At 41.8% G+C, this 12,241-nt stretch carries 10 protein-coding genes and 2 rRNA genes (1 of these 12 cut by a window edge); 8 read left to right on the top strand and 4 right to left on the bottom strand.

Annotated elements, in window-relative coordinates; translation table 11 throughout:
* From N7E81_RS03325 to N7E81_RS03295, 7 genes are all read left to right on the top strand, one after another.
* Positions 1 to 1,029, top strand: a 23S ribosomal RNA gene (locus N7E81_RS03325); it begins 1,856 nt to the left of the window's first position.
* Positions 1,030 to 1,158: 129 nt separating this feature from the next.
* A 5S ribosomal RNA gene (rrf, locus tag N7E81_RS03320) occupies positions 1,159 to 1,270 on the top strand.
* A gap of 307 nt (positions 1,271 to 1,577) precedes the next feature.
* Positions 1,578 to 1,922, top strand: coding sequence for a T9SS type A sorting domain-containing protein (locus N7E81_RS03315; protein ID WP_263051864.1), 345 nt, complete (start codon positions 1,578 to 1,580; stop codon positions 1,920 to 1,922).
* A gap of 354 nt (positions 1,923 to 2,276) precedes the next feature.
* Positions 2,277 to 2,615 carry a T9SS type A sorting domain-containing protein gene (locus N7E81_RS03310; protein ID WP_263051863.1) on the top strand — a complete coding sequence of 113 codons (339 nt, stop codon included), beginning with the start codon at positions 2,277 to 2,279 and terminating at the stop codon, positions 2,613 to 2,615.
* Positions 2,616 to 2,742: 127 nt separating this feature from the next.
* Positions 2,743 to 3,840, top strand: a complete 1,098-nt coding sequence (locus tag N7E81_RS03305; protein ID WP_263051862.1) for a sensor histidine kinase — start codon at positions 2,743 to 2,745, stop codon at positions 3,838 to 3,840.
* Positions 3,821 to 4,600, top strand: a complete 780-nt coding sequence (locus tag N7E81_RS03300) for a LytR/AlgR family response regulator transcription factor (RefSeq protein ID WP_263051861.1) — start codon at positions 3,821 to 3,823, stop codon at positions 4,598 to 4,600. The genes N7E81_RS03305 and N7E81_RS03300 overlap by 20 nt, the downstream gene beginning before the upstream one ends.
* A gap of 74 nt (positions 4,601 to 4,674) precedes the next feature.
* Positions 4,675 to 5,073, top strand: coding sequence for an energy transducer TonB (locus N7E81_RS03295; protein ID WP_263051860.1), 399 nt, complete (start codon positions 4,675 to 4,677; stop codon positions 5,071 to 5,073).
* 102 nt (positions 5,074 to 5,175) lie between these two features.
* Here N7E81_RS03295 and mutS read toward each other — a convergent pair whose 3' ends face one another.
* The gene (gene mutS / locus N7E81_RS03290; protein WP_323131650.1) at positions 5,176 to 7,752 is read right to left on the bottom strand and encodes a DNA mismatch repair protein MutS; all 2,577 of its coding nucleotides are present in this window, start codon (positions 7,750 to 7,752) and stop codon (positions 5,176 to 5,178) included.
* Positions 7,753 to 7,876: 124 nt separating this feature from the next.
* On the opposite strand from mutS, the gene N7E81_RS03285 reads away from it, so the two are divergent.
* Entirely contained in the window at positions 7,877 to 8,404 is a 528-nt protein-coding gene (locus N7E81_RS03285) for an RNA methyltransferase (RefSeq protein ID WP_263051858.1), read from the top strand.
* 4 nt (positions 8,405 to 8,408) lie between these two features.
* Here the strand turns inward: N7E81_RS03285 and N7E81_RS03280 are convergent, their stop codons facing one another.
* The 3 genes from N7E81_RS03280 to N7E81_RS03270 form a co-directional block, all read right to left on the bottom strand.
* Positions 8,409 to 9,476: an imelysin family protein gene (locus N7E81_RS03280; RefSeq protein ID WP_263051857.1), complete on the bottom strand. Its 1,068-nt coding sequence runs from the start codon at positions 9,474 to 9,476 to the stop codon at positions 8,409 to 8,411.
* A complete protein-coding gene (locus N7E81_RS03275) occupies positions 9,473 to 10,861 on the bottom strand; it encodes a di-heme oxidoreductase family protein (protein WP_263051856.1) in 1,389 nt (462 codons plus the stop codon). Before N7E81_RS03275 ends, N7E81_RS03280 begins: the two co-directional genes overlap by 4 nt.
* An 80-nt stretch (positions 10,862 to 10,941) precedes the next feature.
* Complete coding sequence (locus N7E81_RS03270; RefSeq protein ID WP_263051855.1) at positions 10,942 to 12,117, bottom strand: imelysin family protein; 1,176 nt, start codon at positions 12,115 to 12,117, stop codon at positions 10,942 to 10,944.
* Positions 12,118 to 12,241: the final 124 nt, after the last annotated feature.

Raw genomic sequence — 12,241 nt, 5'->3', positions numbered from 1 at the left:
AGGGGGGGCGTTATTGACTTCGGTTGAGAAGCGCTGAACTGAAGCCCCGGTAAACGGCGGCCGTAACTATAACGGTCCTAAGGTAGCGAAATTCCTTGTCGGGTAAGTTCCGACCTGCACGAATGGTGCAACGATCTGGGCACTGTCTCAGCCATGAGCTCGGTGAAATTGTAGTCGCGGTGAAGATGCCGCGTACCCGCAACGGGACGGAAAGACCCCATGAACCTTTACTATAGCTTCACATTGGTATTGGGTAAATGATGTGTAGGATAGCTGGGAGGCTTTGAAGCTGTGTCGCTAGGCATGGTGGAGCCGTTGGTGAAATACCAGCCTTTATTTATCTGATGCCTAATCCGACTATGTCGGAGACATTGTGTGGTGGGTAGTTTGACTGGGGTGGTCGCCTCCAAAAGAGTAACGGAGGCTTTCAAAGGTACCCTCAGCACGTTTGGTAACCGTGCGTAGAGCGCAATAGCATAAGGGTGCTTGACTGTGAGGCCAACAAGCCGATCAGGTACGAAAGTAGGATATAGTGATCCGGTAGTTCCGTATGGAAGGGCTATCGCTCAAAGGATAAAAGGTACTCTGGGGATAACAGGCTGATCTCCCCCAAGAGCTCATATCGACGGGGAGGTTTGGCACCTCGATGTCGGCTCGTCACATCCTGGGGCTGGAGAAGGTCCCAAGGGTTGGGCTGTTCGCCCATTAAAGTGGCACGCGAGCTGGGTTCAGAACGTCGTGAGACAGTTCGGTCCCTATCTGTTGTGGGCGTAAGAAATTTGAGAGGCTCTGACTTTAGTACGAGAGGACCGAGTTGGACGAACCTCTGGTCTACCGGTTGTGGTGCCAACTGCACCGCCGGGTAGCTACGTTCGGTGAGGATAAGCGCTGAAAGCATCTAAGTGCGAAACCCTCCTCAAGATGAGATTTCTTTTAAAGGTCGTTATAGACGATGACGTTGATAGGCTACAGGTGTAAAGGCAGTAATGTCAAAGCTGAGTAGTACTAATTACCTGTAAGCTTTCTATAACAGTGTTATATCATTCTTTCTTTCACAATATTCATGTCAAGTTTACTTTGTTAAGCATGAACTTTAAGACATTAAATGAGTAGGCAAAAGAGTCTAAGATCTATTTAGATAGATGCTCATTAAGATTTTATGGTGATTATTGCGAGTGTGTCCACCTCTTCCCATTCCGAACAGAGCAGTTAAGCCACTCAGCGCCGATGGTACTACGGTAATACGCGGGAGAGTAGGTCGTCGCCAGTTTTTATCAAGACCCTGATTATAAATATAGTCAGGGTTTTTTTATGCCCTCTTTTATCCAATTAATTTTAGTTCCCTTCTTATATCGGCCGAATGGGTGTTTTGATGAATAAAAACTGTCAACTGACAGGTTTTTGAATTGCTAAGCCCAGTCTTTTTGAATGGGTGAAAAATCGTTGTTTTAATTCAGCGGAAACGTGTTGAAATTCACCTGATTTATATTGAAGCTCACCGATTTTTGCTTTCGATCCCTTCAAATCTCAGCTAATCTTGTCTTGTAATTAATTGTTCACAACTAAACGATACTTTTATGAAAGCTAGTTTAAAATTCTTAGTAGTTGTCGTATTCGCGACTGTTGCAAATGTAGCTTTGGCCAATGTGGACAAAGCGAATGAGGAAAAGAGTGCTGAAGTAAAAGCACAGATTTTCTCTGCTAAAAAAGATATGATCTATGTGCAGCTTGAAAAAGCTGGAAAAGGAAAAGTCATCATTGAAATTTCCGACCTGCAAGGCCATATACTTCATTATGAAGCCGTAAAAGATAAAACCAAAGTTCTGAAAAGATTCGATATCTCGAACCTTCCTGCAGGAGCCTATATCTACGAGGTGTCTAATGATTATTATAGCCTGAGAAAGAAAATCGAAAAGGAATAACTTTAAACTGCAAGGAGCGAGTAAACCAAATCTGAATTTTGTATTCACCTAAAATCCGTCTACTAAGACGGATTTTTTTATGCGTCTGTTTTTCGAGTCTCCAGCTTTCCTAAACAGCTTCAACAAACCGATCACAGATGTTGGTTAGATTAATATTCTGTCATTTGACAGTTGATAGTATGTACAATCTCATAAGTGTCTATCGCTTCAAAAAACGCCGTTTCAGTTCATCAGAAGCATATTACATTTCACCTTGTCAATAATGAAGCTCACCGGTTTTGGCTTTGGCAGGAGCTTTTCTGCCACTATCCTTGCCTTGTAATTAATTGTTCACAACGAAAAATACACATCCCTATGAAAGCTTTAAAATTATTAGTGATCGCCATCTTGACACTTACTACTGCAGCTTTGGCAAATGTGAACGAAGTAGGTAAGAAAGAAAGTGCTGAAATAAACGCACAAATCTTTTCTCAAAGCAATGATCTGATATACGTGCAGTTGGATAACCCTGCAGATAATAAAGTGAAAATCGTTATTACTGATATGGATGGAGTACTCCTACACAATGAGACCATCAAAAAGGATTTGAAAGTTTTGAAAAGGTTTGATGTGTCAAACTTACCTTCAGGATTGTATTCGTATAAAGTGTCTAGTGATTCCTATACGATTGTTAAAAAAATTGAAAAGAAGTAATTACTCGAAAGAGTTGTCAGTATCAGCACTGGTTACTTCTAAAATCTTAATCGTTAAGTAGTTTTGTTTTTGTATCATGCTGAGGATCCTAGCCTGGCCGCTAGGATCCTTTTTTTATTTAACTTTCATGAAACAATTATTAATGACTAAAAAACTGAGAATTCCGAGCACCTATTCCAATACCAGATTCAATTATTGGAGATGGTTGAGCATTCTTATTATGGGGTTAGGTACCCAGTTTTTTGTAGATTTTATCTATAGCCTTTTTTATGAAGAGTATGGTTTAAGGTTTCAAGTTCAAGAATACGCCATTGCCATTGTTATTGCATTTATCATCCTCGAAGGAGTGAGATGGATCAATCGTCGACTAGAACGATACTTGCCTTGGGTGGAAAATATATCTAAAAGATTTTTTGCGCAACTCAGTTCTAATAGCCTTTTTGTGGTGGTAGCAGTGACGGGCCTTAAGTTTTTGTTCGATAAACTGCTGGGTATCCCCAATGTGAGACCAATGTTCGACGATGTAGTGGTGATCACTACTACTTTTTCGATTACGGTGATAGTGGTTTCTATCGAAATGGGCGTTTATTTTCTCAATCGTTGGCGCAGATCCATGGTGGAGTTGGAAAGGTTTAAAAAATCTAGTTTGGAATTTCGTCACGAGATGCTCAAGACACAGGTCAATCCCCATTTTTTATTTAATAGCCTCAACACACTCTCTTCGCTTGTATATTCCGACCCCGAATCGGCATATCATTTTATTCGTCAGTTGGCTAGCGTCTATCGAAATGTACTAGAACATAGAAATAAAGGACTGGTGACGATAGAAGAAGAACTAAAGGCGACCTCTTCGTATATAGATTTGATGCGATTGCGGTTTGGAGATAAACTCAATTTACAATTCAATATTTCTGAAGACAAAAACTTTCATCAAGTGCCACCACTTATGCTGCAGCTATTGATAGAAAATGCTATTAAACACAATGTGGTGTCGGAAAAATACCCACTCTCTTTATGGATTACATTGGAGGACGACCAAATTGTGATTAAAAACACACTTCGGTTAAAAACCTCTAAAGGTTACTCATCTAAGATTGGATTGGATAATATTTGCAGTCATTATGATATAGTGACGGACAAAAAAGTCGTTATCGAACAGACAGAAGAATTTTTTACGGTCAAAATTCCATTACTGGATCCTGATTATGAAGGTGCTAATTATTGAAGATGAAAAATTTGCGCAAGAAGAACTTAAACGTTTTTTGGCGCGAGTGGAAGATTATAAAATTGAAGTGTTAGACGCTCTGGAGTCCGTAGAAGATGCTGTGGAGTGGTTCGATACTAATGAAGAGCCAGACTTGGTCTTCATGGATATTCAACTGTCTGATGGCTTAAGCTTTGAAATTTTCAATCAAAGAAATATTACTTGTCCAGTGGTTTTTACCACGGCTTTCGAAAATTACGCCATTCGTGCCTTCAAGGTAAATAGTGTGGACTATCTACTCAAGCCCATCGAAGAAGGCAGCTTAAAAGGGGCGCTCGACAAGTACAATGCCATCAAAAATAAGTTTGTAGAGCCCAAACAGCCCGTATTGAATGCACTACAGGTAGAAAAACTACTCAACCTGAGCATGGAAGCTGTAGAATTTAAAAAACGATTTATTATCAAAACGGGGGATCGATTGCGACATGTATCGGTAGAAGATATTGCTTATTTCTATTCGGAAAACGATTATACTTATCTTGTAGCGAAAGAAAATGCTAAGTTCATCATTGATTACAAACTGGATGAACTCGTAGATTTATTGGATCCCAATGATTTTTTCCGTCTTTCGAGAAAGTTCATCACCAATATTCACTCGGTAAAAGTGGTAAACAAATACTTCAACAGTAGACTAGAAGTGGTGCTCGACCCAGAACCCAAAGATCAAATTCTTATTAGCAGGGTGAGGGTTCCCGAATTTTTGAGTTGGCTTGAAAGATAACATTGAGTTAACAAGGCCGAGAAGGATTGTGATACAATCGTGGTAAATTTGCGTAAGCAATTAAATTCATCATTATGAAACTAATTCATATCATACTGGCTCTTTTTTTAACTACTTCTCTCTCTAGCTATACTAGTTTGGCACAAGGAGACGATACGGTTTATTCATTGGCTGACAAACAGCCTGTATATCCAGGAGGGATGGCAGCTTTTTTTAGATACATCGAAACCAACTTACAGTATCCTGTAGCGGCTCAAGCCAAAGGGGTAGAAGGGCGAGTATTTGTAGAATATATAGTCGAAAAAAATGGTAAAATATCTGGAGCTAAAATACTCAAAGGTCTGAATAATGAATGTGATCAAGAAGCGATTCGACTCATCAGCAATACTGCAACATGGGCTCCTGGAGAAATTGATGGTAAGAAAGTACGCGTAAAAATGGCGCTTCCTTTGCATTTCAAATTGCCGAAGTAAACTTCATCTCTTATCGAGAGGTGAAAAAAAGTGCTGGTGTATAGATTGTTGTTAGTATTTCATCTGATTAGAGTAGCTGGCAGGTTTGGGTATCTAATTCTCTTATTTTTTCCCTTTCAGTATTGTCTTTATTTCATTGAGTTTGAGCAATGCCTCAACGGGAGAAATGGTATTTACGTCTAGTCTATTGAGTAGACCTAAGACTTCTTCGAAGTGGGGATCACTCTCAAACATGCTCAGCTGGAAATTGTTTTTAGGCAAGGATTCGATCTTTTCATCGTGTTGTTCCTTGATTTTATCCTTTTCCAAATGCTGCAGAATTTCGTTGGCACGAATGACCACTCCATTGGGCATACCTGCCATCTGAGCCACATGGATACCAAAACTGTGTTGGCTGCCTCCTTCTTTGAGCTTTCTCATAAAAATGACTCGATTGTCTAATTCTTTTACAGACACGTTGAAATTTTTGACCCTAGGAAAATCTTCGGCAATTTGATTGAGTTCATGATAGTGCGTGGCAAACATGGTCTTGGCATGGCACTTTGGATGATTGTGCAAATGCTCTACGATAGACCAAGCGATTGATACGCCGTCATAGGTGCTGGTGCCTCGTCCGATTTCATCCATTAGCACAAGGCTATTTTCGCTCAGATTGTTGAGAATACTGGCGGTTTCGGTCATCTCTACCATAAAAGTAGATTCGCCTTTAGATAGGTTGTCTGACGCACCTACACGGGTAAACACTTTATCGATGATGCCGATTTTAGCGTAAGCTGCAGGTACGTAAGCACCCATTTGTGCCATCAGTACAATCAGAGCGGTTTGACGAAGTAAGGCGGACTTACCTGCCATGTTAGGCCCAGTGATGATCATGATCTGCTGAGAGATATCATCCAAAAACACAGAGTTGGAGATGTACTCCTCGCCAGTAGGCAATTGGGTTTCGATCACTGGATGACGACCTTCTTTGATGTCGATGGCTCGCTCGTTGTTGATAGATGGGCGACAATAATTTTGCTTGATCGCTACTTGTCCAAAAGACAAAAGACAATCGATCTGCGCAATGTTTCTAGCGTTGTTTTGAATTTCGGCTACGTAGTCGGCAGTGAAGGTTACCAGTTCATTAAACAATCGGAGTTCGATGCTGCTTAGTTTGTCTTCTGCGGTTAGGATTTTTTCTTCGTAGGTCTTTAGTTCTTCGGTGATATATCGTTCCGCATTCACTAAAGTCTGTTTTCGGATCCATTCCTGAGGTACTTTGTCTTTATGCGCATTGGATACTTCTAAATAGTAGCCAAATACTCTGTTGTAAGCGATTTTTAAAGAAGAGATGCCTGTACGTTCTTTTTCTCTTTCTTGGATTTGTAGCAAATAGTCTTTGCCAGAAAAGGCGATCTTTCTCAGTTCGTCCAGTTCTGTATCTATGCCGTCTTGGATGATATTGCCCTGTGTGGCATTGAGTGGTAGCTCTTCTTTTAGGTTAAGATCAATTTTTTCGATCAGCTGAGTGCAAGGGTTGAGTTTGTCGCCAAATTTTTTGAAGTGCTCGTTTGGTGTGCTTTCTAATATCGCTTTGATTGGAGCTATGTTTTTCAGCGCTTTTTTGAGGTGAAGCAGCTCTCGTGGGTTGATCCTGAGTGCCGCTACTTTAGACACCAATCGCTCCACATCGCCGATTTGTTGGAGATGAGAGAGTACTTGTTCGGAGGTTTCGGGGTCATCGATCAGTGCTTCTACCACATTGAGGCGAGCTTCTATTTCCGCTTTTTCTTTAAGTGGCAATACCATCCATTTTTTGAGCAATCGTGCACCCATAGGGGTCTGGGTGTCGTCCATGACATGAAGCAGCGGCACCCCGTCCGACTGTTGGGCATAGACCAGCTCCAAGTTGCGAATGGTAAACTTGTCGAGCCAGACATATTTGTCGGTGTCTATTCTTGATATAGCTGATATATGGCTGATTTCTTTGTGCTCAGTCTCTTCCAGATAAAATAGAATGGCACCAGCAGCACAGATACCTTCTTTGGAGTCTTCAATCCCGAAACCTTTCAGATTTTTGGTTTTGAAATGCGTATTGAGTTTTTCGTAGCCGAAGTCAAACCCATAAATCCATTCTTCCAGACAAAAAGTATTGAAGTCTTCACCAAACTGGTTCGTAAACTGCTCTCTATTCTTTTTACAATAAATAACTTCTGATGGGCTAAAACCCTGAATCATCTTGTCGATGTAGGAGAGGTCTCCTGTCGAAACCATAAACTCACCAGTACTAAGGTCTAAAAAAGCAATGCCATGAATGTCTTTGCCAAAGGCCACAGAGGCTAGGTAATTGTTTTTTTTCTGGTCTAGTACATTGTCGTTGAGTGTGAGCCCAGGTGTGACGAGTTCAGTTACTCCACGCTTCACAATACCTTTGACCGATTTGGGGTCTTCGAGTTGATCACAAATAGCCACTCTATTGCCTGCTCGCACAAGTTTTGGGAGATAGGTGTCTAGCGAATGATGAGGGAAACCGGCTAATTCGATGTGTGATGCCGATCCATTGGCTCGCTTCGTGAGTACGATGTCGAGGATTTTGCTGGCCTTTACGGCATCAGCTCCAAAAGTCTCGTAGAAATCTCCAACACGAAATAATAGTAACGCATCAGGGTGTTTTACCTTGATGGCATTATACTGTTTCATTAGGGGAGTTTCTTTCTTTGCGGTTGCCATTTTATATTGGGATCAAAACACGAATTTAATAAGTCGTGTAAAGTATTGATGCTTCGTCAAGCAGAAATTGTGTGAATCATTTTTATTTGCACTCATGCGGAAACTAAAAAACGAAGAGTTGGAGCGTCACTCTGTAGAAGAATACAAAAATGTAGAGAAAAATGAAGTGATTTTGATCCTGGATCAAGTGCGGAGTCTCAATAACGTGGGGTCGGCATTTAGGACTTCCGATGCCTTCAATATCAAGAAAATATTTCTCTGTGGTATCACAGGTCAGCCACCACATCGAGACATCAACAAGACGGCACTGGGAGCCACAGAGACCGTAGAGTGGGAGCATGTGGAAAGCACATTAGAGGTTATTCAAAAATTGAAAGGCGAAGGGTGGGTCATTTTAGCAGTAGAGCAAGCCGAGAGCAGTCTGATGCTCGATAAGTTTGAACCCAAGTCAGATGAGAAATATGCTTTTATATTTGGCAATGAAGTTTTTGGTGTAGAGCAAGAAGCAGTAAGTGCTTCAGACCATTGCCTAGAAATACCTCAATTCGGTACTAAGCATTCGCTCAATATCTCAGTAACGATAGGTGTGGTACTGTGGCATTACGTCTCTCATGTGAAGTAAATGCTTAGTCACCGTCGTTGTCGCCTGGGACTACAGTGAGACTCAGTTGAGACATCATGTCGCTTTTTAGTAATACGATCAGCGCACGCATTTCATCATACAAATCCTCAGTATGACTGGCGTCTGAATTTATGGCCTCCTGCAATGAACCATTGATTGCCGCTACGGCAGTCAGACACTTATCAAACTGGCTGTTAATAGTAGAAGAGAGCGGCTCCTGCCCTTCATAAGTGATGTCTAAAGCATTTAGAAAATCATCGAAACCAGAGCCATCTGTGCCGTTGAATGTTTGCTTCATGGTTTCTAAATTAGTTTTGATTAGCGCCAAAGATTGCTTGGCATAATAGGCTTCTACTATGGATGGATCAGCAGTGATAGTAGATACTAATCCTAGTGGTTCGCCAAGCTTTTTATTTTTGATTTGTTCACTGAGCATAATCAATTCATTGGCTAGAATGGTAGCACTGGAATTCACGTCCGAGCCTGTACTGGTGATAAATGTTTGATTGTAATTATCGAGCCATGCCGAATGGATTTCTGTAGAAATACGAAGCAAGTCTTCTACAAAAAAGGTTAAAAGCCCTTGCCGAGAGGAGTTGTTGAACGCAGCAATAGTGACTGCTTCTTCTTCTTGGTAAAGCAAATATTCGATTGCTGAGAATCCTTTTTTGTTGCTAGCCAGCAAGCTTTTATAGTCCTTAGTGGGGTCATAATTAGTGATTTCTTCTTCGATACCTATGGTGTTTACGGGCCAGAAGTTGACCTGTGTGGCTAAGGCCAATTGATCCACTGGTCCGAAGTTGAAAGTCTCTGATGTAGCCCAAGCCAGTCTGGCTTTTTGAAGGCTGGATTTCAGGTTGGCCAAGGTAGAGGTAGAAGGATTTTGATTGAATGCAGTTGCAGATAGTTGCAATGATTTTAATTCAGTATCAAGCTTTTTATAACTGGGAAGAATTAGTGCGCTGGCTACTTGCTCCAAAATTTCACTACGATCAAATGATTTTTCTGACGAGTCGCACCCATTCCATAAAATGAAACCTAATAATATAGGGAGTAAAAAAACTTTTTTCATAGTGATTCTAAGAACTTAATAACGTTTTCTCTTTCTGTTTTTTGTAAATTTTTAAATGCTTCTTTACTCGTTTGGGCTTCACCACCATGCCAAAGGATGGCTTCTTCCATATTTCTAGCTCGGCCGTCGTGTAGCAAAAAAGTGTGCCCACTTACCACATGAATAAGCCCGATTCCCCACAGCGGAGGCGTTCGCCACTCCAGTCCAGTGGCGAGTTCGTCTGGCCTATGATCTGCCAGCTCTTCGCCCATGTCGTGTAGCAATAAATCAGTGTAAGGTCTAATGGTTTGATTTTTAAATTCGGGAATTTCCCCGTTACTGCCAGTAGTCATTTTAGGTACATGGCAAGCTATGCAATTCAACTGCCCAAATAATTCCTTGCCTTTTAGTACCTCAGGCTCTTCCCAATCTCTCCTGCCAGGTACGGCCAAAGTAGCAGAATAAAGCGTCACTCGGTCTAATATGCCATTGGTGAGTTCTGGACCATTTTCAGCGTATACCTTCTCGCAATCAGTCTGAGCATCTGCGCAAGGCTGCTCAGGAAACATGGCAGAAGTGATTCCAATATCACCTCTAAAAGCACCTGCTACTTGCTGACGTACAGAGGGTTGATTGGACTTCCATCCAAACCGGCCAATAGTTTTCTTGCCCTTCAATATGTCCCAGACGTAGTTAGGTCGGCCTGATATCCCATCGTTATTGACCTCCTGTTCATTGGCAAAGGAGAGCAGTGTGTTTTCATCTACTGCTTCTAGTAACCCTAATCCTACCATGTGTGGAGCTACTCTTGGTGAGACCATCAGGTCTGCTGGTAGTTCTCCATAATTGAGATCATAAAACCTGTTTTTTGGTTTGCGTAGAGTATAGGTGGTGCCATCTGGGTAGGTACCTTTTATTTCCTCATAGGTTACCGATACTTTGCCTTCAGGAGCTACGGTTTGTGTTGCATGGTTGTTGAACTGCTCCCCATAATAGGTGTCTGGTTTTGTGCCACCAGCTCCGTCTGGTACGCTGAGTCTAAAGAGTAGGCCGAGAGGTTCTTCTGCAGCATCAGTTGGGGGTGCACCTCTGCCATCGAGCAGATGACAGGCTGAGCATGAGCGTGCGTTGAACAAAGGGCCCAAGCCGTCGAGGTCTTCCGTAGAAGCTGGCGAAGTGACCCAATTGCGTTTGAAAAAAGCATTGCCCGTCACAAATTCTAAGTCTTTTGTTCCCGTCAGGTTGGGTGCCGCATGACCAAAAGCATTGACAGACATATCGAATACTGTAGCATCGCCTCCCATCATTTCTTCTCCTATTTCTTTTAGGTGTTCAAATGGGTCTTGCTCTGTCGAGCAACTCGTTATTCCGACTATGCACGCTAATAAAACTACACTTATTCTCATGGTTTATAAATCAAAAAATACACCCCCGTTAAAACAGGGATGTATTCAGTACGTTACGTCAGCAATTTATGAAATACTGCCTATATATCTTCTGGGTCAAATTCGAAACCTAATGCTTCGGCACCTTCTGCTAGCAAATCGCCTTGTTCTCTCAATAAAGTAATGGCTGCTAGGATTCTTTTTCTACCTTCTTCGTTCAAAAATTCTTGATCAAAAGGGGCTTGGATTTGGGTACAGGCTTTCAATGAAGCAGTCATTTTTTCAGAAATTGAATTGGCCAATTCTTCGTTTTCTAAAGCGAGGACCTCTTTGATACTGGTGCCAGATACGCTGCTGCCATTGGTGGAAACATAAACGCCTTCATATACATTTTGAATACCCAAAGCATTGGTCACAATATCTCGGTGTGTATTGTCGCTAAAGCAAGAGTGCTCGTCTTCTTTGCTTCGCAGGTCATAAGCAGTATACATTCTTTCACCGGCCAGTTCGCCTTTAGATAATTTGCCTAGTGCACTTACGATATCTTTGAGTGAATTATCGGCATTATCAGCTGCTGTAAATATGGTGCGGTAGCTTCCTCCTTCTTCCCACTCGGCCAATAAAGAAGCCAAATCGTCTACTACAAGTGCTGTTGCCTCTTTGAGGTAAGTTCCTCTTCTGTCAGCATTACTAGCGGTGGTGTAGTCGGTAAAGTCTCTTTCGCCTCCTCCAGGCCCATCACTTACATCTTGTCCCCATAGTAAAAACTCGATGGCATGGTAGCCTGAGCTTACGTTGGCTTCGCCTCCGTTTTCGTTTTGATCTGCTATTACTTCTTTAGTGATGGTGGGGAAATCAGCCGTGTTATTAATAATATTGGTGCCTGCATTTTCAGCATCGGAGACGGTCACATAGTCGATATGCGATTCGTCAAGAGGCCAAGCGTTGAGTTGTCCTTCTGGTCCGTCTTCGTCATCTATCGGCCCACCGTAAAATCGAAAAGCTTCTGTTTGTCCATACGTCTCACGCGCATCAAGCCAAGCTTGCTTGGCTGCGGCATGAGTAGTCACATCAGGACTAGCGACAAAGCTATTGATTGCTGTCTGCAAAGCCACTGCATCTGTGTGCGTGTCGAGATAGCTTGCGTATACTAGGTCCGCATAGTTTTCAATAGCTTTTTGCAGTGTGGTTTCTTTTTGAGAAGTTTCACCATCGTCGTCGCAGGCGGCCAAAAAGAGCATAGCTATCATAGAGAAGATGAATAATATATTTTTCATGGTTTTATTAAGATTGATTCTAAATAAGTGTTTGCAAGCACAAGAGTAGGGCGATTTACTTCACCACGATAATATTACAAGTAGATTTTTTTTAAAATCCCTAGAACTAGTGATTGGGAAAATT

It is taken from the genome of Reichenbachiella carrageenanivorans (genome assembly GCF_025639805.1).
GTDB classification, from domain to species: Bacteria; Bacteroidota; Bacteroidia; order Cytophagales; family Cyclobacteriaceae; genus Reichenbachiella; species Reichenbachiella carrageenanivorans.
Note: the sequence above shows the minus strand (reverse complement) of the source record. Positions and strands in the feature narration are given on the sequence as shown.